General features: G+C 44.1%; 15 protein-coding genes and 1 riboswitch. Of the genes, 5 read left to right on the top strand and 10 right to left on the bottom strand.

Annotated features, from left to right (window positions below):
• Positions 1–11 precede the first annotated feature (11 nt).
• From SPUTW3181_RS04010 to metE, 5 genes are all read right to left on the bottom strand, one after another.
• Positions 12–1100 carry a GGDEF domain-containing protein gene (locus SPUTW3181_RS04010; protein ID WP_011788154.1) on the bottom strand — a complete coding sequence of 363 codons (1089 nt, stop codon included), beginning with the start codon at positions 1098–1100 and terminating at the stop codon, positions 12–14.
• Between the two features lie 157 nt (positions 1101–1257).
• Positions 1258–2673 carry an efflux transporter outer membrane subunit gene (locus tag SPUTW3181_RS04005; protein WP_011788153.1) on the bottom strand — a complete coding sequence of 472 codons (1416 nt, stop codon included), beginning with the start codon at positions 2671–2673 and terminating at the stop codon, positions 1258–1260.
• 7 nt (positions 2674–2680) lie between these two features.
• Entirely contained in the window at positions 2681–4624 is a 1944-nt protein-coding gene (locus tag SPUTW3181_RS04000) for a MacB family efflux pump subunit (RefSeq protein WP_011788152.1), read from the bottom strand.
• Positions 4625–4626: 2 nt separating this feature from the next.
• Positions 4627–5877 (bottom strand): efflux RND transporter periplasmic adaptor subunit, encoded by a 1251-nt coding sequence (locus SPUTW3181_RS03995; protein WP_011788151.1) that lies wholly within the window; start codon positions 5875–5877, stop codon positions 4627–4629.
• A 354-nt stretch (positions 5878–6231) separates the two neighbouring features.
• The gene (gene metE / locus SPUTW3181_RS03990) at positions 6232–8502 is read right to left on the bottom strand and encodes a 5-methyltetrahydropteroyltriglutamate--homocysteine S-methyltransferase (protein ID WP_011788150.1); all 2271 of its coding nucleotides are present in this window, start codon (positions 8500–8502) and stop codon (positions 6232–6234) included.
• 200 nt (positions 8503–8702) lie between these two features.
• Between metE and SPUTW3181_RS03985 the strand changes: the two genes are divergently transcribed.
• A complete protein-coding gene (locus tag SPUTW3181_RS03985) occupies positions 8703–9608 on the top strand; it encodes a LysR family transcriptional regulator (protein WP_011788149.1) in 906 nt (301 codons plus the stop codon).
• Between the two features lie 75 nt (positions 9609–9683).
• On the opposite strand, the gene SPUTW3181_RS03980 is transcribed toward SPUTW3181_RS03985, so the two are convergent.
• Positions 9684–10412 carry an HDOD domain-containing protein gene (locus SPUTW3181_RS03980; protein ID WP_011788148.1) on the bottom strand — a complete coding sequence of 243 codons (729 nt, stop codon included), beginning with the start codon at positions 10410–10412 and terminating at the stop codon, positions 9684–9686.
• 694 nt (positions 10413–11106) lie between these two features.
• Between SPUTW3181_RS03980 and SPUTW3181_RS03975 the strand changes: the two genes are divergently transcribed.
• Positions 11107–12102 carry a hypothetical protein gene (locus SPUTW3181_RS03975; protein ID WP_011788147.1) on the top strand — a complete coding sequence of 332 codons (996 nt, stop codon included), beginning with the start codon at positions 11107–11109 and terminating at the stop codon, positions 12100–12102.
• A 72-nt stretch (positions 12103–12174) separates the two neighbouring features.
• Here SPUTW3181_RS03975 and SPUTW3181_RS03970 read toward each other — a convergent pair whose 3' ends face one another.
• Positions 12175–14136, bottom strand: coding sequence for a TonB-dependent receptor (locus SPUTW3181_RS03970; RefSeq protein ID WP_011788146.1), 1962 nt, complete (start codon positions 14134–14136; stop codon positions 12175–12177).
• Positions 14137–14243: 107 nt separating this feature from the next.
• A riboswitch (cobalamin riboswitch) is annotated at positions 14244–14478 on the bottom strand.
• Between the two features lie 118 nt (positions 14479–14596).
• Positions 14597–16039 (bottom strand): hypothetical protein, encoded by a 1443-nt coding sequence (locus SPUTW3181_RS03965; protein ID WP_011788145.1) that lies wholly within the window; start codon positions 16037–16039, stop codon positions 14597–14599.
• A 203-nt stretch (positions 16040–16242) separates the two neighbouring features.
• Between SPUTW3181_RS03965 and rihA the strand changes: the two genes are divergently transcribed.
• The 3 genes from rihA to azu all read left to right on the top strand — a co-directional run bounded on the left by rihA (position 16243) and on the right by azu (position 18777).
• Positions 16243–17199 (top strand): pyrimidine-specific ribonucleoside hydrolase RihA, encoded by a 957-nt coding sequence (gene rihA, locus SPUTW3181_RS03960; RefSeq protein WP_011788144.1) that lies wholly within the window; start codon positions 16243–16245, stop codon positions 17197–17199.
• 19 nt (positions 17200–17218) lie between these two features.
• The gene (gene rbsK, locus SPUTW3181_RS03955) at positions 17219–18130 is read left to right on the top strand and encodes a ribokinase (protein ID WP_011788143.1); all 912 of its coding nucleotides are present in this window, start codon (positions 17219–17221) and stop codon (positions 18128–18130) included.
• Between the two features lie 170 nt (positions 18131–18300).
• Positions 18301–18777, top strand: coding sequence for an azurin (gene azu / locus SPUTW3181_RS03950; RefSeq protein ID WP_011788142.1), 477 nt, complete (start codon positions 18301–18303; stop codon positions 18775–18777).
• A gap of 94 nt (positions 18778–18871) precedes the next feature.
• Here azu and SPUTW3181_RS03945 read toward each other — a convergent pair whose 3' ends face one another.
• On the bottom strand, positions 18872–20062 hold the full coding sequence (locus SPUTW3181_RS03945) for a DUF3103 domain-containing protein (protein ID WP_011788141.1): 1191 nt from the start codon (positions 20060–20062) through the stop codon (positions 18872–18874).
• Positions 20063–20463: 401 nt separating this feature from the next.
• The gene (locus tag SPUTW3181_RS03940; RefSeq protein WP_011788140.1) at positions 20464–20766 is read right to left on the bottom strand and encodes a DUF3622 domain-containing protein; all 303 of its coding nucleotides are present in this window, start codon (positions 20764–20766) and stop codon (positions 20464–20466) included.
• Positions 20767–20864 lie beyond the last annotated feature (98 nt).

Genomic DNA, 20864 nt, shown 5'->3' with positions numbered 1-20864 from the left:
GCCCCGTGTGGTCACGGGGCTGATGCCTGCACAACACAATTTCGACCTTGTCTTTTACCACGATAAAGCGCTTCATCAGCACGTGCTAACGTGCTGTGCCAATTTTCATCCCCTAAAACGGCAACACCGAGTGTCATCGTCACAGGTATAGTTTGCTCTTCAAAGCTGAGGTGGCTACAAGCAACAATTTCGCGTAATCGCTCAGCGACTTTCATCGCTTCTATTATATCCGTATTGGGTAACAGCAATAAAAACTCCTCTCCTCCCCAACGTGCAACTACATCATATTCCCTCAACACTCCCTGTAATAAATTAGCGACATTAACCAACACATGATCGCCAGCAGCATGACCATAGCTATCATTAATACGTTTAAAATAATCAATATCACATAAAACTAAGCTCATCGATGCGTGCGTACGTAATGTTCTTGCCGCTTCTCGATCAATAAGTGCAGTTAAGCTCCGGCGGTTAATCAGCCCTGTTAACTCATCTGTATTAGCCACATTACGTAGCGCAGTAATGGCTGACATTACAATTTGTGAATACGCATAGGATACACCGGCGAGCAAAGCACACGCACCGAGCACATTGATATGGCGAAATAAACTAATCATTTCATCGGAATAAAGATAATAAGGCTCGTAATCAATAAACCAAATATCACAAATAAGAAAGAAGACTATGATGATCAAAGCTTGTATTAGTTTATAAAATAATGGCTTAAAAATACTTGCAAATGATGGTGGTATAGTCGCAAGAAGATAATATTGAAATCCAGCATCAGCACCTAAAATGAGTACTGACGATAGAGATTGACTAAATACCACCACCCAAGACCACTGAATAATTGGTGGTAATTGTTTAGGGTGAGAGTGAGCACAGTAGCTTAACCAAAGGTGATAGCTTAACCCTAAGGTATAAATAAATGCTAAAGGCCATACGGATAAAAATACAAACAGGATGGCAAAAATGCCATTTATGGTAATAGAAAATGGCCTAATACCATTGAGTAGTTGCAGTGCTTCTTGGGATGCCGCAGCAGAATGGGCACTAAGCTCGTCATCTTTTGCTCCAGTCGTTGTAATCAAGCTCTGCATACTAGCCCCCAACTGATTGTAATTTACCTCTACATTATATAGTAGCAAGTGTTTGGCAAATCAGATGAAACCATATTCGTTAATAACCTCACTGACCAATCAATAATATAAAGCCGCAGCAACAAGAGTTGCTGCGGCTTTATATATAAAAACAAAATTAGTTAGAAATCTGAGCAATCTCTGGGGCGATATCGCTCCCACCAAGGGCTTGGTAGAGCGTTGCTTGGGCCGTCAGTTGGTTATAGCGGTTTTCGAGCAAAGACGCCTCCGCTGCACGTCGATTTTCTTGGGCATTAATCCAATCTTGAATACCTATCGCACCATGGCGATACTGGCTTTCATAAATGGCCTCGACCGCTACCGCAGCATTATACTGTTGCTGTAATTTGTCTCCTTGATAAGCAAATTGCTGCTTAGCCGAGATGGCATTATCAACATCCTCAAAGGCGGAATACAGTGTCTTACGGTAATTTACGACTGCAGTTTGATAATCAATTTCAGCAATGTCGTTATTAATTTGCATTTGATTCCACTGTAAAAATGGCAACACTAAGCCTGCACCTAAACTACCCACGGGATTGCGCAATAATTCTTTTAACTCTGAGGTCGACTCCCCCACACTGCCAGTTAAACTCAAACTCGGAAAGTAACGGGTATAAGTCGCATCTTTACTGGCGAGTGCTGAACGTAATTGATATAAAGATGCCTTAACATCAGGGCGTCTCACCAATAGATCCGCTGGCATCCCCACGGCAATCTCCGGCACTGCAACATCAGGTAAGGCGTTAATCTCAACGAAAGCCTCTCCAGGTGCTTGATTCAGTAAAATGGCAAGCGCATTTCCCGCCTCCGTTAACTGTTGGATAAGTTGACTATGGGATGCCTCTTGTCCCGCTAGGCTACGCTTAGCCTCTAACACATTGACTTGAGTCACCGCTCCAGAATCATACTGACGCTGGGTTAATGCCAGTGTTTGTCGACTGTGGTCAATACTGCGGCTGCTTAAAGCAATCCTTTGATTTAAATAGCCCATCTTCCAATAAAGCGATGCTGTAGTTGCCACTAAACTTTGAGTGGTACTTTCTCTATCCTCCGCACTCGCTAATGCCGACCACTGAGCTTGATCCATCTCTGCCGAGACTTTTCCCCATAAATCGACTTCATAACTGACTGAAAGCTTGGCCTGATAGCTCTTGGTTGATTCGCCACCATCCAGGGGGTTACTGCGCGATGCAGAAAGGTTTGAGGATAACTGCGGGTAAAGTGCATCTTGGGCAAGCCCTGCCTGTAAACGCGCCTTACGTAGTGTCAAGGTTGCAAGGGCTAAGTCATTGTTACTGCTTAGCACTTGGCTTACTAACTTATTAAGATCTGGCTGCTGAAACTGCTGCCACCAAGGATCAACTCTCACCTGTTCGTTGACCTGTGTATGCTGCCAATGACTTGGTATCGTCAACGCGAGGGGCTCAAAGTCTGAGCGCATAAAACTACCGCAGCCGCCGAGTAATGCAACACCTACAGCGATGGCGCAAGTACGTAACATAATTTTACGATTTAATATTAGATTATTCATGGTGTTATTACTCTCTTGCTAAGGCGTCAACGGGATCTAATCGCGCCGCGTTGCGGGCGGGTAAAAAGCCAAATAGCACACCGATTAACGTCGAACAGGCAAAAGCAGCGACAATCGAGGTAGTGGAATAAATCATTTGGAAACTACCTCCCGTTTGAGCAAACACCACGCCAATTAAATAGGCCAAGGCGATACCTAAAGTGCCACCACATAAACAGACCAACACAGCTTCAATCAGGAACTGACGCAAAATATCACTCTGACGCGCCCCGACTGCCATACGTACACCAATTTCACGAGTACGTTCGGTTACCGAAACCAACATGATATTCATCACCCCAATCCCGCCCACAATCAGGGATATCACCGCAATTGCCGAGATAAGCAAGGTCATCGTTGCCGTCGTTTTTTCAATATTCTGTCTAATTGCATCCGTATTAATAGTGAAAAAATCCTCTATTCCATGGCGCATTTTCAGCAAAGTTATAATGCCCTGTTCAGCGGCATTACTCGGCACCGATTCATTGAGTCTTACGGTGATACCATTCAGGTAGTTTTTCCCGACAATACGTCCCGATAGCGTTGTATAAGGTAGCCACACATTCAGTGAATCACTTTTACCAAATACGCTGTCTTTAGGTTCAGTCACACCAATAATCCGCACGGGTAGATTCCCGATAAAAATCACCTCACCAATAGGTGAACTACGAGGGAATAACTCTTTACGAACCTTATCGTCAATCACAGCATCTTGAGCAAGCGATGAAACACTATCTTCATCCCAGAACTGCCCCATAGCCAGCTCATAACCTCGTACCCTGAAGAACTCTGGGCCAACACCATTCACGACCGTGGTAACCGCTTTATTGCCATAACGTAACGTCATACTTGAATCAACGGTTGGTGTAACACTGTCAACGTAAGGTAAGTGTTTCAATGCATCGGCATCTTTAACAATTAAGGTTTTCACTTTTCCTGAACGGCGATCACCAAACCCAAAGCCTGGGCGAATATCAATCGTATTAGTCCCCATTGAGCTAATGCTATTAAGAATTTCTCGCTGGGAACCTTCTCCTAATGCAACCACGGAAACAACCGAGGCAATACCAATAATAATGCCAAGCATAGTGAGAAAGGTGCGTAATCTGTGAGTCGACATGGCAAGTAGCGCCATTTTGAACGCTTCAACATATCTATCCCACGAGGCCACTCGAATACGGTTATTTATCTTAGTGACAGCCGTATCGACGTGCTTTGGTGCCTTCGTTTTACGTTCGTCACTGATAATTATGCCGTCCTTAATTTCAATAATCCGGTCGGCATATTGGGCTACATTCATATCGTGGGTTACGATAATGATGGTATGACCATCGCTGTGAAGCTCTTGCAGCAATTGCATCATTTCTTCACCGCTGTGGCTATCCAATGCACCCGTGGGCTCATCGGCAAGGATCACATCACCGCCATTCATCAACGCACGGGCCACACTGACCCGCTGCTGCTGTCCACCACTGAGCTGATTAGGTTTATGATCGAGTCGGTCACCTAATCCTAAGCGAGTTAATAAATGTTCGGCTCTGTCTTTTCTGGCACTTCGTTCTTTACCTGCATAAACCGCAGGAACTTCCACGTTACCTATCGCAGTAAGATCGCTAAGCAAATGATAACGCTGAAAAATAAAACCAAAATGTTCACGCCGTAATTGAGCTAACTCATCGGCATCCATGGTGGAAGTATCTTGTCCATTGATAAAGTACGCCCCCTTCGACGGTTTATCTAAGCAGCCAAGAATATTCATTAGGGTCGATTTGCCCGAACCAGAGGCGCCGACAATGGCAACCATCTCGCCACGTTCAATCGTTAAGTTCACATCTTTTAGTACGGTAAGCTGCTGTTCTCCCGCCTGAAAAGTGCGATAACAACCTGAAATTTCAAGTAATGCGGCACTCACAATTAAAACCTCACACTAGGTGGGCGGCGCAGTTTGCTGCTCTCTTCCGATGAAGGCATACCCAGCACAACTAAGTCGCCTTCATTTAAACCTGAGGTAATTTCGGCATTAATTTTGTTGTTAATACCTACGGTGACATCCACGTATTGCACTTGATTATTCACTAATACTGGTACTTGATACTGAGGCCCACGATGACGCTTAGGTTCGCTAGACTGCGTATCTTTGTCTTTATCTAGCTGCGGTGCAGTTTGCTTATCCCTTGGCTTAATCCGTAAGATTTGTGAAGGCACGAGTAATGCGTTCTCTGCTTTAGCAAGCACAATTGAAATCTGGGTTGTCATTCCAATACGTAAAGTACGATCTGGATTTTTCACATCAAATAAACCGTAGTAGTAAATAGCTTCTGTCGTGCTTGAGCTTGAACTTGAACTACTACTGCTCTCCATTGAAGTCGGTCCCGGCTCAATTGCCCTAATGGTCGCGTGATAGGGACGATTAGGTTGTCCAAGAATCGTAAAGTAAACAGCTTGGCCAGGTTTAACGTTGATAATATCAGCCTCTGATATTTCAGCCTTGACGGTCATAGTATCAAGCTGTGCCATTTCAACTATGGTTGGTGTCGTTTGATTCGCGTTAACGGTTTGCCCAACTTCGACAGCAGAATATACAACGGTGCCATCCATAGGCGCGGTAATTTTGGTATAACCTAAATCAATCTTGGCACTATCAACTTTAATTTCAGCCTGTTGTTTTTGAGCCTCTAATTGTTCTATTTCAGCTTGATAAACAGTCAAAGTTGCTTCTGCCGCTTCATAAGACGCTCGAGAACTAGCATTATCTGCTAGCATTTGTTGTTGACGAACAAACTCAAGTTTGGCTTGCTGTATTTGTGCTTGCTTTGCACGATATTGAGCATTGATAATTTTCAGTGAGGCTAAAGCTTCTTTGATCGTATTCTGTTGTGCCAAGCTGTCGATTTGAGCAATTAAATCGCCTTGCTTAACCTCATCACCTGACTGTACAAACAAACTGTCAATCTGCCCCGACACCTGTGCACCAACACTGACTTGCTTTAATGCCTGTAACGTACCATTTGCAAGCACTGTACTTTCAATATCACCGATATATACCGCTTCTGTAACATAGGCTGGCGGTGTTTCTGGTTTATACCACAGGGAAAATGCTCCCCCACCAATGATAATAAGGCCGCTAATCACAATCAGCAGTTTACGCTTTGAGGATTTTTTCATCGGTATATTCACATCCAATAAACTAAAAAGCCGCAAGCATATTGCTCACGTAGAAAGATTAAATTATGTAGGTAGTATATAGAGTTAATATAAGACAGTAGACGAAGGAAATGTCGTTAACAGGTAAAGATTTGCAAATATCTGTGTAGATAGTTACAAGGCAAACACGGTTGAGTGGTGCTTAGGCTGTAATGCCAATTTAGTGCGATACCGAATCGACGGGTTGTAGATTATCGGGGTCTATATTCCTCAAACAGGCGAAACATGGTAAGTCGATAACTCAAGGATTAAAGCGGATGCATAAACATCCGCCTTCTATCTTATTGATATTATTGATAATCAATAAGTGAACAATTAACCTAGTCGGCGACGTAGTTCCCGTGTGGCATCGACCATGTTTTTTAAGGCGGGTTCGACTTCATCCCAAGTGCGGGTTTTTAGGCCACAATCTGGGTTGACCCACAGCTGACGTACGGGCACTTTTTGTGCCGCTTTCTCGATTAAGTGCACCATGGCCTCCACACTTGGGGTGTTTGGCGAATGAATATCATACACACCGGGGCCAATTTCATTGGGATATTCAAAGTCTTCGAAGGCGTTGAGTAACTCCATCCGTGAACGCGAAGTCTCGATAGTGATCACATCGGCATCCATGGCAGCAATCGCGGCAATTGTATCGTTAAACTCGCTGTAACACATGTGGGTGTGGATTTGAGTCTCATCAATCACCCCAGCAGCGCTGAGTTTAAAGGCATTCACCGCCCAATCTAAATAGGCTTGCCACTCACTTTGTTTCAATGGCAGACCTTCACGGAAGGCGGGCTCATCGATTTGTATAATGCCAATACCGGCATTTTGTAAGTCCACCACTTCATCACGGATCGCCAGCGCCAGCTGAGTCGCAATCACATCGCGGCCGATATCTTCACGGGCGAATGACCAATGCAGAATCGTCACAGGGCCAGTCAGCATGCCTTTTACAGGCTTGTCGGTGAGACTTTGGGCAAACTCGGCCCAATCAACCGTCATCGCCTTTGGACGACTAACATCACCATAGATCAACGGCGGCTTAACACAGCGTGAACCATAGCTTTGCACCCAACCATTTTTGGTAAAGCCAACGCCCGCAAGCTGCTCACCAAAATATTCCACCATATCGTTGCGCTCGGCCTCACCATGAACCAGCACATCGATACCGAGTTTAAGCTGGCGGTCGATAGTATCGCGGGTGACTTGTTGTAATTGCTCAGTATATTGTGCATCACTCAGCTCGCCCTTGCGCCAGCGACTGCGTAGTCCACGGATTGCCGGTGTTTGTGGGAAGGAACCAATGGTGGTGGTCGGCAACAGAGGTAAACGGTATTTCTGCTGCTGCACTGCTTGGCGTACGCTGAAATCACTGACGCGCTCATAATCGGCAGATGTCAACGCGGCAACGCGGGCAATCACTTGACTGTCGGCGGCCTGCGCTTTCGCCTCACGGCGTGCCAAACAGGTTTGCACAATCTCTTTTGCCGCGACCGATTCAGGTGCCAGTAGCAATTGGCGCACATTGGCCAGCTCGAATAATTTCTGCTTCGCAAACGCGAGTTGTTGACGCAGCGCGGGCTCAAGCGTGGCTTCCACCTCTAAATCCACAGGGCTGTGCAGGAGTGAGCAAGAAGTACCGATCCACAAGCGATCTCCGAGATCACGGGCAACCGCGCCTATGCGTTCGGCAATCAAATCCGCCTCTGCCGCCCACACGTTGCGGCCATTGACCACACCCGCCGACAAAATTTGATCTTGACCAAGCGCATTAGCAAAGACTGCCAATTGATCCGGCGCTGTGACTAAATCGATATGCAACCCCGCGACCGGCAAGGCCGATACCAGCGCTTGATGGTGTGCGATACCGCCGTAATAACTGGTAAGAAGGATCTTCACCTTCGCAGTGCTGAGGGCTTGATACGCCTCAGTGATCGCCGCTTGCCATTCACCATCTAACTCCAATGCGAGAATAGGCTCATCGAGCTGTACCCATTGCACACCCTGAGCAGCAAAACGCGCCAAAATGTCAGCATAAGCAGCTAATAAATTGGGTAATAAGCTTAACTTATCAAACTCTTGGCCCACAGTTTTAGCAAGGAACAAGTAGCTAACAGGGCCGAGTAGCACAGGTTTGGCTTTATAGCCTAGCGCTTGCGCTTCGCTGACTTCCTCAAAAAACTGCTCATAGGCAATCGAAAACACTTGGTTTTGGCTGAGCTCAGGTACTAGATAGTGATAGTTAGTATTGAAATACTTGGTCATTTCAGAGGCTGGCGCATCTTGGCCCGTTGGCGCTCTGCCGCGGGCAACACGGAATAAAGTATCGAGATCGATTGCTCCTTCACCACGATGACGCTCAGGAATGGCATTTAAAGTCGCGCTTAAGGTCAGCACTTGATCATAAAAGGCAAAATCACCTACGGGAACTTGCTCAATGCCAGCAGCAGCTTGCCACTGCCAATGGTTGCGGCGAAGTTCACTCGCCACTTCACGCAATTGTGCCTGAGTGCTCTCACCACGCCAGTATTTTTCTAAGGCAAATTTCAATTCACGACGACGCCCGATACGGGGAAACCCAAGACTATTTAATTGCATACCATATCTTCCTTTATTTGAGATAAGCCATATTCGGCACTTGCACCCACCAGATTGTTTTCTCTTGGCACTTTTCAGCATTTCAGCCTTGATAAATAACAATGGGCGTCTGGACGTCTAGAAGTTTATTGTGTTAGTCTCTATCCCAGCAACCGAATTGATTTCAAGCACAACATGAGTGAAATTCACTTGGAGTGAACATGATCGAACTAAGACACCTGCGAACCTTAATGGCCCTGAAAGAAAGCGGCAGTTTGGCGGGCGCGGCCAAAAAACGTTTTGTCACTCAATCCGCCCTCTCCCACCAGATTAAGGAGTTGGAACAACGAATTAACTCACCCATTTTTGTGCGTAAGAGTAAGCCACTGTCATTCACCCAAGAAGGTGCACGCCTGCTGCATCTGGCCGAAGAGATTTTGCCTAAGGTGTTAGAAACCGAGACAGATTTGAAGAATGGGCTGGAAACCGAAACCAATCAGTTGCGCGTCGGCATTGAGTGCCATAGCTGTTTTCGCTGGTTAATGCCTGTGATGGAGCAATTTAGGCAAGATCATCCAGCAGCCGAGTTAGACTTGTCGAGCCGTCACCTGTTCGACTCGCTCAATGCCCTAGAAATGGGTGAACTGGATATTGTATTAACCTCAGATCCTGTGCCTGGGCATTCACTCGCCTACCAGCATTTGTTTGATTTTGAAGTGAAGTTAGTGGTTGCAAAAGATCATCCCTTAGCAAAAGAAGCCTATGTCACCCCTAAGCAATTAGCACACTTGCCTATTATCAGTTATCCGGTGCCGTTGACGCGTTTAGATATTTATCGCCACTTTTTAGAGCCTGCGGGCATAGAGGCGGGCGAGCAAAAAACCTGTGATTTAACCATGATGTTATTGCAACGCATCGCCTGTAAAGACGGCATAGCCGCACTGCCAAGTTGGTCGATAAATGAAGGACATGGACTGAGTCTCGCCACGGTAAAACTCGGCCAAGAAGGCTTAAAACGCCCGCTATTTGGCGCCTATCGCCGCCACAGCGCAAACTCAGCATTGATCCAAAATTGGTTACAACTGGTGGCAAGTGAAGGTTTATCCCGCCAGCATAAATCGAATTGATTCAGATAGTAAGCCCAATAAAAAGCCTGCGAATGCAGGCTTTTTATTGGGCTAATATGCTATCAAATCTAAAAATTACAGCGGATTCATTAATAGTCCACGCATAGATAAGATACGGCGCAGAATTAACCCTGGAGAATTGGGATTTCTAGTCTGACGTAGATTATGGGCAATCATAAATTCTTGACGCAGATCCTGATCTAAATCTAATGATTCAAACGCTTCTATGGTTAAGGTTTGCTGCTGTTTATCAATCAATGACTTAATTACACTTAATGGGAAAGATTGCTCAGCACTAGCATTAAGGTAAGCAAATGCGGTGAGCGCAATAATTTGGCCAAAAACACTAAAGAGCGCTAAGGTTTGTACTTCATCGGGATCAACCTCAACGCCTTCCATACCCACCAAACTGTCTACCGCATCAATCGCAATACTTTCTGTTAATTTCCAATAACCTTGAACTAACTTTTTATAGGGCTGCGGTAGCTCATCGAGGCGTTCTTTAAGGTAGAAAGTGAAAGCATAACGATAAATATTGACCTGCCCTAAACGGATCAACGCTTCTTTTAATGAGCGAGATTTGTGATTTGCCACCACGGCCGCCTGCGCAGAATTACTACGCATTAACATATGTGCCGCCAATGCAGGGTCACTCGAAATAATATCGATCACATTACGAATATCGCCTTCGGCAAGGATCGCTTTTTTAAGGGGAATGAGAATTCCTCTCCGGCCAATCACTTGCTCTTCATTTGCGATGATCGCCCTAACTTGAGTAAAAACCTGTTGCTCAAGATCAGTCATAAGACACTTTTCACCTGTTTACTAAAAATTAAGATGATTCGATTACGACCCATATCATACCCAAAATTCAAAGAATTTCAGCACTTAGTCATTGATTGTGTAATGAAGATAACCATAAATTAATATGGTCATCGGTAACTCAAAGTGACCGCACAAAAAAATGTTTTGTAATCCACTGTTTTAAAAGGCTTTAACTTATACCCGATCCACATTAGTCATACCATTAAGTAAAACACCTCAACACCATTTCTACAACAAAACCAACTTGGTTATAGTTAAGTTACAGCCCATGTTGCTCAACATCTGCACACAAATACAGCGATAACAGCAACCCTAAAAGCTAATCAAAAATAAACGGCTAAACTGAACTCTATCCTGAAAAAACAAAAGCTAAAAACATCAGCACAAATAAACATAACGCATTGAAAAGTAACCACTAACTTCCTAAAAAATAACTTATATTCAAATTAATGCTGAATAACAATCAAAGAAAATAAGTTTAAAACCACCAAAAGATCACAATTACACGCTAAACTCATATCAAAAAACAATCAAATGTGACTAAAATCAACAAAAACAATCTATTTGAAAAGAAAAATTAACTTAAGTATTATGGATAAAATGCGTTTTTTTTGCTCAAAACTCAGAAATGGCAAGCGTTTTGACTGTTTCAGATAACTTAACGGAGAGAAAGATGAGATACAGTAAATTTACAATTGCTTTGTTATGCTTTTTTGTAAGTAACTCGTTCGCCATAGAATTGATAACAACAACTGAAACTCAAGCTGTAAATGAGATCAAGCAAGAATTTGACATTGATAATTTGTTGATATCTGTAAATAATCGATTATCTGAGCATCAACAAAATGAGTATGATTACAAATTACTACTTACAAATATTAAAAATGAAAAAGAGAATTATAATAAAGCAATATTAGAGTTGCCGAATGCAATTTTAAAAGATAATAACGCTAGCAATTATTTCAAACAAATTGAAACCTTAGTTAAAAACATTGACTCACTTGAAAAACAATCTGTCAGTGATGAAATTAAAAATAAAGAAAATTATCAAGAAATATTAAAACAGTACGACATTATCAATAGTAAACGCTTACAGAAAATAGAACAGCTTTCTTCATTAAAAAAGAAAATCGTAAATCGTATTATAACTGAATTATCAAGTGCTGAAAATGTTAAATCTATTGACTTAGAAAGCTCAATGACCTGTTCTAAGTTTCAATCTATAAATGATTGTTTAAAAGACACTGAAAAATATACTGTTAAAAACACTATCAATTCAGATCCTTTCCTTAGCGATAAAAGTGTTCTTCTATCATATAAAGTAATTGATGCAAGTATGAATATGAATGGTGAATTACACTATAAAGTTAATATGACTTTTAAACCGTCATATAACAATAAAATCGAGTCTATGCTCAATGACAAACTTGGCCTGAAGTCTACAGTCGTCACACTGACTAGCAATGTCGATGCTGATTGGTATGTTGATGGTGCTAAAGTAGGCACTGGCAAAAAGGTAAGCTCTGAAGTCACCTTGGGTAAACATGGGATCGTTGCATCCTATAAAACAATGAAAAAATCTACGGTAGAAACAATCGAAACATTAGAATCAAATCTTGTTTTCAACTATTTATTTGATGATATAGACAATCAATCTGCACTTAAGTAATAGGCATCATTTAAGCGTAAAAAAGCCACCTTAAAAATTATTTAAAGGTGGCTAAATATATTTTCTAAGTAATTAGAAGCGATAACCTAAGGTTAGACGGATATCACGGCCTCGGCCAGAATAATAACTATCCCACAAACCACCACCATAATAACCTGAGCTAACATATTCTTTATCGAACAAATTATCGACGCGTAGACTCGCTAACCAAGCATCACGATTATAATTTAAGGCTAAATTACCGAGCACATAACTTGCCAGCTTATCGCCTTCATTAGCATTATCGCCTTCAATAAAACGATTACCCGTATAAATCGCCTCGGCAAACACTTGGAAATGCTCGGCGAAATCCATACTGATATAACCACGTCCAGTATGTTTTGCCACCCAAGACAGTGCTTTACCATCATTCACCCCATCGGTAAATTCGGCATCGATATAGTTATATTCAAGCCCTAATTGCAGTGCTTGAGTGATCTGCCAATCCCAGTCTGCGCTCGCACCATAACGGCGTGAGGCATCGGCATTGACGTTCGCGCCTTGGAAACTACCACCAACAGGTTTTTCCGCACTGGGGTCGAAGACAATTTCATCTTCTAAATCGAGGCGGTATAAGCTTACGCGCAGGCTTTGGCTAGCAACAGTCCAATCCCAACCCGCCTCATAGGAGCGGCCCGTCTGCGGCTTTAGGCCATAGACATCTTTCGGGGTGTAGGCTTGCTCATCGACCTTAGCGAAACGGAAGTTTTCATCGCCGCGTAGATAGAATCGGTGCTCGGCGCTTGGGCGATAGTTTAGACCGAACTCGAATGCAGTGGCATCTTCATCTAAATCAATACCATTTGGATAGACATTGCCATCGACTAACTCGTCGGTCACCCGCGCATAACGTCCACCTACCACATAGCTTAAGCTGTGGCTTAATGGCACTGTGGCCTGTACATAAGCACTTTGCATTTCTTGCACATTGCTACGCGCCATAGTGTTATAGTCGGCCTTACCACGGCTAAGATCTAAACCTGCCACTAGATTTAGCTCACCTTGGCGAGTGGTGTAATTTGCTAAGGCCTTAGGACTAAACATTAAGAGAGAACGGGTATTATGACTACCTGCCCCCCAGTTCAGCGAGGTCACTAAGGTATCGCTATAATCCAGATCCGCCGCTAAGGCCCAATTTGGGTTAAGCTGATGCTCATAACCACTGCGCGCCGCTGTGGTCATCTCATGGACATATTCGCTTTTATTGGAAGATTGACGAGGGTTTTGTTTAAATTGATCTTTGGTAAGTGAACCGGGATTTTCACGGTCATCATCGTAATAACTGGTTTCAACAAAAAAAGCATCTGTATCAGTTTTATATTGAATACGGCCTAAAATTGAGCCAGTTTCATTGGCATTATGCTTGCGATAGTTATCACCTTGGTTGTAGCTACCTGTAAAAAAGTAACGCCAGTCTTTATTGATGGCGCCAGATATATCACCGCGACCTTCATAGGTATCAAAGCTGCCACCCGATAATTGCACACTGCCGCTAGTGTTTTCGGGTGACTTAGTCACAATGTTAATCACCCCACCGACAGCTTGGTCGCCATAAAGCACACCCGCACTGCCCGATAAAATCTCAATACGTTCAACAAGGTTAAGCGGAATCGCATTGAGGCTTGGCGCAGCGATATCGATATTATTCAGACGACGGCCATCGAGTAAAATCAGTGTATTGTTAACAGCAGTGCTGGCGCTAAAACCGCGCATCGCAAAGCTAGTCCCAATATTATTATCCGAAATTTGAATACCGCTTCGACCGCGTAGTACATCAGTCAAACTCGTTGCACCGCTCATTTCAATTGCAGCGGCATCAATCACATTCACATTGGCAGCAATGTTTAGCGGGGTATTGTCTGTACGGCCAATCACGACAAGATGCTCATCGACTCTAGCGGTATGGGTATCGTCGGCCGCCAGAGCGGGCGCGATAATTGAAAAACTGCAAAGGCTGCCGATCAGCAGCGCGATTTTAGTTGGATTTGTTCCCATTTTACCTTTAACTCCTACAAGGAAAACGGGGCATTGACGCCACGATACCGTTGATTAAGCGTAAATACTGACGGTGATTATCGCATTTTGAGATCTGCCCACCGAAATCTCAAAAACACCTTTAGGGCCGGTCTCCGGACTTAGGCTATGTTAATCCATTAAAAGTTGGATTAACGCGAGACTGACCTTTCACATTCTGATTATCGGGTTCTGTCTTGAACTCACTTATCAAACGCGGTCTTCTCTCACCTTTTACCGTTGCGGGGGCAGTGCCAGAATCTCACTGGCTTCCCGATTATCTCGCGGCTTGAGCACGCAAGCACCTCAGAAGGTTGACTAAAAATTTGATATATAGGGCTAAAGAAACGTCATTCATTTCTTTATACCTATCTACTCTACATCAAGCGCGAGCATTATAGACGTCTATACGGATGAAAGTCCATTAAACTCAAACAAGCACCTATTCGCTAAACGACCACATTTTAACTTCAGGATTTGGTCTTTCTTTACTCAAAATGTCCTGACGCTGCTCCTGCGTTTCACATTGTGTTGGAGCCGAAAAATCGAGGGGCTTAATCACGAGTGAATCGGCAACCTTTACAGAAGATGTAGCAAACGTATCGGTATTCATCGACCAAGATACCCACTCTCCTTTTTCACTGAGCCCGACATAACCATCATCTGTTGCACCTAACCAAGTTAATCGCGGAATGCTTGCTATTAACTTCTGGACATTTTCGAGATTAGCTCGATAGCCTACTGGCACGACCTTACCATCTGGGCGAATAAACACAAATGATGCTTGCCCGCTGATAATACGGCTCCCTTCCTGCCAATATTGATTGAGAATGTCTTGGGCATAATGAAAACCATACAGATAAGCGTAGTCAGTATCGTCGACGATAATTTGCGGTACAGCATTGTCACGCAATAACAAAAAACCTGTATCTACGCTAACAATACTGCTCACACCTTTAATTCCCGTTTGTTTGAGCCAATCGATACCGCAGTTCGTTGAATTACCCCAAAAGTGCGCCTCACCCGTAGGACTTAAGATGGCAAAGGCACAGCGATTTGTCGTAATACTGGCCACATCCTGTAACGCACCGCGAATAGGATAAACATCACTACTATGCCCCCAAGTCACGACAGTGCCATCCTTTTTCAAAGCAGCAAAGGTACCATGAGTGTACTCGACGCTGACGACATCCTTAAGTTGCGGTAGCAGCTTTTTCATATTGGTAGAGCTTTCAATTTTTCCCCAAATCACAGTACTACCGTCTTTTTTTAGTGCCGTAAAACTTCGCCCTGCAGCAACGATATCAATTACATCAATAAGCTGATCCTGCACATGTAAGCTATTACCACCATACGGGCCATAACCCCAAGTGTGTACTTTGCCATTGGCATCTAGAGCAGCAATGGCCTCTTGATTGGCGAACAACTTGGTAATATTGGTCATGCGGTTTTGTAGTGCTTTGTCGAGGCTCAATTTCCCCGCATTACCCCAGTACACCACAGTGCCATTCTTACGCAGCGCAGCAAAGCCGTCCTTAACTGGCACAATTTGGATGACATCTTTAAGTTGATCTGTCACTTCACGGCTATCGCCGCCGCTAAAACTGTTACCCCAAGTGATCACATCGCCATTTTGGGTGATAGCTGCAATAGCCATATTATTTGCTATAACGGAGGCTAGCGTGGGTAAATCACAGGGAATATGACGGTATTGTGGACTCGGTTTTTCCTTCAATTGAATGAGTTTACCGTTATCAAACTGCACTAATGATTCGTTATTGCTTTCAATTACAGCCGTAGGTTTAGGGTCGCTACAGCCTGCGAGTTGTACAACAACCATGCCCGCTAGCACAGCCATTGGCCAAGAGATTCGATTAGCTCGCATTACTATTTCCTTGTATTTGTTGTATCGCTCAATTTTTACAGCACTCAATTTTTACAGCAATAAAATGCGCGCGATTCTAGCAGCTTATCGCGAAAAGGCGCAAAAGTTCACACTTTGCCTCTTGAGTCGAATAATCTAACTTCCTCAAAATATTAAGCATGCTACTCTAATGCACCACAGTATCTGTTTAAAGGAGTAACAGTATGACTCGCCCTATTATTCTGGATTGCGATCCCGGCCATGACGATGCTATCGCGCTTATATTAGCTTTAGCTCACCCAGAGCTTGTTCCCCTTGCCGTCACAACTAGCGCAGGCAATCAAACCCCAGATAAAACCCTCAATAATGCCTTACGGATCTTAACGCTGTTAAATCGCGGTGATATCCCTGTGGCCGGTGGTGCGATCAAACCTTTAGCCCGCGAACTGATTATTGCCGACAATGTTCACGGGGAAACAGGACTCGATGGTCCTGTATTACCTAATCCAAGTTTTAGCCCTCAACCCATTACCGCAGTGGAGTTAATGGCGCAGCAAATTCGCCACAGTACAAAACCTGTCACATTAATTCCCACAGGGCCGCTGACAAATATCGCCCTATTGCTGGCTAGTCACAGTGAATTACACCATAAGATTGAGCGCATAGTGCTAATGGGCGGCGCAGCCGGTGTCGGTAATTGGACCCCAGCCGCCGAGTTTAATATTTTTGTCGACCCCGAAGCCGCCGATATTGTATTCAAATCAGGTATTCCCATTACCATGTGTGGGCTCGATGTAACCCATCAGGCGCAGATCATGGATGAAGATATTGAGCGCATTCGCGCGATTCAAAATCCCATTGCTCAGTGCGTCGCCGAATTATTGGATTTCTTTATGATTTACCACAGAGATCCTAAATGGGGCTTTATTGGCGCGCCACTGCATGATCCCTGCACTATTGCTTGGTTGCTTAAACCTGAACTATTTGAAGCGCAAGATTGCTGGGTCAGTATTGAAACCCAAAGTGAGTTGACCCTAGGCATGACAGTGGTTGATCGCTATCAGCTTACAGGTAAAGCCGCCAATGCTACGGTATTATTTGGGCTCGATAGGCAAGGTTTTGTCGATTTGCTCGTAGAAAGTGTCAGTGTTTATGACCCAACTTATCTCAATCGCAAATAACAACGACAGAGGATCGTCTATGAGTCAAATACTCATTATCGGCAGTGCCAATGCCGACCATGTGATGAAATTTGAATACCTACCCGCCGCAGGACAAACCTTGATGAGCCGAGAATACCGTCTTGAACACGGTGGTAAGGGAGCAAATCAAGCGGTTGCCTGCGCACGTTTAGCCAAGCCAGATACGCACATTGATTTTATCTGCCGCTTAGGCAAAGACAGCGTCGGCGATGATATGCTCCAAAGCTGGCTAAAAGACGGCATTAGTGCAGAAGGGATCACTCAAACATCCAATATGAGTACTGGAACGGCCATGATTTTTATCGGTGACAACGGTGAAAATACCATTGGCGTTGCCGCAGGTGCTAATGCGGAGCTGTTACCTGAAGATTTAGAAAATTATTATGCCCTATTTGCGAATGCACAGTACCTGCTTATCCAGTTAGAAACCCCATTGACGACGGTAGCGAAAGCGCTACAAATGGCGAAAAGACTGGGCGTTACGACAGTATTAAATCCTGCTCCAGCCAAAGTATTAGGACCTAATTATCTTCAATGGGTGGATATTATTACCCCAAATGAAACCGAAGCCGCGGCACTGACTGGCGTCGAGATTAATCACCTCGATGATGCGCATCTTGCAACACAATTGCTGCATCAACAGGGCGTAGGTATTGTGGTTATCACTTTAGGGGCAAAGGGTGCTTATATCAGCAGTCCTCATTTTACCGGGCTCATACCCGCCATCAATGTACAAGCCGTTGATACCGTTGCGGCGGGTGATACCTTTAATGGTGCTTTAGTTGTCGGGTTAAGTGAGGGAATGTCGATTGATGCTGCCGTGGGATTTGCCAATGCCGCCAGCGCCATGACGGTGACTCGCCAAGGCGCACAACGGGCCATCCCCTACCGCCACGAAGTCCCTAACTAGGCACTCATTTGTGCGACAGATTGTCGCACTGTACGGCTTTCAGTCGAAAGTTGTATATACATAATTTACTAAACTAATTCATTCCCATTTAATACAAATTGGCTATTCTTTCAGCGCATGGTTGAGCCAAAACGGCTCAACTTCCCCTTGTTTAAATAAGGAAGTACCAGATGAAAGCAAAGAGCACCTCTTTACGTAACCTAACCAGTGTGAGTCTTTTAGGTTTAGGATTATTCGTCGCGAGTCAAGCGAGTGCCAATGAATGTGAGTTGAAGATTGCTGCCACTGATGCAATGCAATTTGACACAAAAGAACTGTCAGTCCCTGCGAGTTGTAAAGAAGTCACCCTCACTCTGACACACACAGGCACCCTACCAAAGGCTGCCATGGGCCATAACTGGGTATTAACAAAAGCCGCTGATATGGCAGGTGCCGCTAATGATGGAATGAGTGCCGGTGCCGATGCTGCCTATGTAAAAGCAGATGATACTCGCGTAATAGCACACACTGGATTGGTAGGCGGCGGTGAATCAACTTCAATCACCTTTAGTACAGAAGGAATGGATGCCGCGGAAGATTACAAATTTTTCTGTAGCTTCCCAGGCCACTGGGCAATTATGCAAGGCAGTTTTAAGCTAAAAGAATAAAGTGCATAGATTGAGCTAGGCTCGCGTTCACTTTACAAAAAAGCGGATCTTAGGATCCGCTTTTTCTATCTTAGGACGGGATAGCCGTAAGTTTTTAATGCCTAGGTTGAATAACAAGCGGGGAAAAAGTCGTCATCGCATTGCCATTAGCACCATTCAAGTTAGGATAATCCAGCCCTTCTTGTAATGTGTAATATACGTCGACAAAATCATCGTCATTAGTAAACCACGCATCTGGCATCGCACTTAGAATACCATTAGTGATTTGTGGGATCAGTGCATAGCCCTGAGCTTCAGGATCGGGGATGGATTTTAAGATCTGCTCAGCCGCTTCCAACAACTTAGTCGCCAGCACTTTATAGTTAGTGCCATCATCGTGCTCCATTAAAATCACATCCGCAGCAGCCCAGCGATAACGCTCCCAATGAATAATGACTTGATTTGGATAATAAGTCGTATCTGCATAATCTAAATAGGGCATTTCGACAATATCGAGCACTGGTTTATCGCGACTCGGGTCAACTCCTGTCACTATGGCATAAATCTCGGCAGCCCCAGAAATCCAAGGTTCATGATCATCCTTCAAAGATATCTGCTTGATCACTGTAGTTGAAATAGGTTTATCGGCGACCGCTTTACTTGATGAACGGTTCAAAAAGGCCCTGTCACCTTGTTTAACTTGTGCTTCGGCAAAAGTAGATCGCATCACCTTTAATCCAGCAATAAAGGCTTTTTTACTATCAATACCAACCACAAACACTGGCTGCTGCGGCAGGTTATACACATCTAACTGATGCACCTGTCCATAAATATCAAAGGCTTCAATATAATCCCACTGACGCTCGTCTCCCTCAGGTTCAAAGGCAAATAAGGGCAATTCTCCTTGCTGCCAAGCCCCTAACATAGTCGCATCTGCCAAACGCACTTGTACCAACGAATCCGCTTGCGCACTTAAGTTTAGCCCTTTCGCCCGGCGGATAGAGGCATCGGCTTTGGTCATCACCTGACTATTAAGCGTATGTTGGGATAGGATTGCATCAGCATTCACTGCTAGCTGATACTGGTTTATTTCCATCTGTAAAATAGGTTCAAGCTGCGCATATTGATGGCTTAGATCTAATGCTAAAGCTCTTTTAGTATTGGTTAACTGAGTTTGTGTATTTAACATCGAATCGTCTAGTGACACCTGTAACAATCGCAACGCCTCTGTATCTAGGGTCTGGCTATAACTCATGGAGGTCCAAACTGACAAACACAGCAATAAACTGGATTGAAGTCGTTTCATAGGAGTTTCCTTACCGTTAAAAAGTTAAACGTGCGTTCGAATTCCCTACATATGAACACAGACCCGAATCCAAGTAAATTAAATGATAATAATTATCGTTAATTATTAATGGTATAGAATACGTAATCGCGCTGAAGTGTTATCAAAACAAGGTAATAGCGATATCGATATTGAATAGACTAGAACAAGCTAAATACTCGGGAGCACACTAAAAAGAGGAAATGAGGTGAAATGAGGCTATCAGCTCAATGTAGAGCAGAACAAATTAGCGCAGAATAAAAACACAAAAGACGGAACCTAAGATCCGCCTTTTATTGTTGATAGCCAGAATGACTCATCCAGAGCATCAATGCCGCTTTAGGGTCACTCTCGCTGATAAGACAAAAATAAACGAATGAGTGTTACTCTTCGTCGAAATCATCTTCATCAAGATCATCGGCATCAGTTGCCGCTTCAGCCGCTAATGCTGCCGCTAATTTTGCTTTAGCTTGTTTCTCTGAACGACGTTTATTGCGCTCAGTTAACGTACCTAAAAACACTTGTAATTCAGTTAAACCCCAAGCTTGTGCTTCGGCTTCGGTCGCAAAACCATCGTGACTTTTAGACACTACGGTTTTAGTGGATGTCATGCGACGTGTGATTTCAGTTTTCCAACCATTATCGCCCTGTGTTACGCGAAAATCGTATTTTTTACCCTTGCTCATTCTGCTCTGTTTCCTAAATGATGCTTGTCACGTTTGTCTTATCAAGCGAACCAAACGCTCATCATAAAACAAAAGGAGCGCAGTTTACTTGATTTCAG

The organism is Shewanella sp. W3-18-1, from assembly GCF_000015185.1.
Classification (GTDB): Bacteria; Pseudomonadota; Gammaproteobacteria; order Enterobacterales; family Shewanellaceae; genus Shewanella; species Shewanella putrefaciens.
This window is presented reverse-complemented; position numbering and strand designations above follow the sequence as displayed.

Coding starts and splice junctions, on each gene's coding strand:
- rihA (WP_011788144.1), top strand. CDS start 16,243: ATGACTCGCCCTATTATTCTGGATTGCGATCCCGGCCATGACGATGCT.
- rbsK (WP_011788143.1), top strand. CDS start 17,219: ATGAGTCAAATACTCATTATCGGCAGTGCCAATGCCGACCATGTGATG.
- azu (WP_011788142.1), top strand. CDS start 18,301: ATGAAAGCAAAGAGCACCTCTTTACGTAACCTAACCAGTGTGAGTCTT.
- SPUTW3181_RS03945 (WP_011788141.1), bottom strand. CDS start 20,062: ATGAAACGACTTCAATCCAGTTTATTGCTGTGTTTGTCAGTTTGGACC.
- SPUTW3181_RS04010 (WP_011788154.1), bottom strand. CDS start 1,100: ATGCAGAGCTTGATTACAACGACTGGAGCAAAAGATGACGAGCTTAGT.
- SPUTW3181_RS03975 (WP_011788147.1), top strand. CDS start 11,107: ATGAGATACAGTAAATTTACAATTGCTTTGTTATGCTTTTTTGTAAGT.
- SPUTW3181_RS03995 (WP_011788151.1), bottom strand. CDS start 5,877: ATGAAAAAATCCTCAAAGCGTAAACTGCTGATTGTGATTAGCGGCCTT.
- SPUTW3181_RS03980 (WP_011788148.1), bottom strand. CDS start 10,412: ATGACTGATCTTGAGCAACAGGTTTTTACTCAAGTTAGGGCGATCATC.
- SPUTW3181_RS03965 (WP_011788145.1), bottom strand. CDS start 16,039: ATGCGAGCTAATCGAATCTCTTGGCCAATGGCTGTGCTAGCGGGCATG.
- SPUTW3181_RS03970 (WP_011788146.1), bottom strand. CDS start 14,136: ATGGGAACAAATCCAACTAAAATCGCGCTGCTGATCGGCAGCCTTTGC.
- SPUTW3181_RS03940 (WP_011788140.1), bottom strand. CDS start 20,766: ATGAGCAAGGGTAAAAAATACGATTTTCGCGTAACACAGGGCGATAAT.
- SPUTW3181_RS03985 (WP_011788149.1), top strand. CDS start 8,703: ATGATCGAACTAAGACACCTGCGAACCTTAATGGCCCTGAAAGAAAGC.
- SPUTW3181_RS04005 (WP_011788153.1), bottom strand. CDS start 2,673: ATGAATAATCTAATATTAAATCGTAAAATTATGTTACGTACTTGCGCC.
- metE (WP_011788150.1), bottom strand. CDS start 8,502: ATGCAATTAAATAGTCTTGGGTTTCCCCGTATCGGGCGTCGTCGTGAA.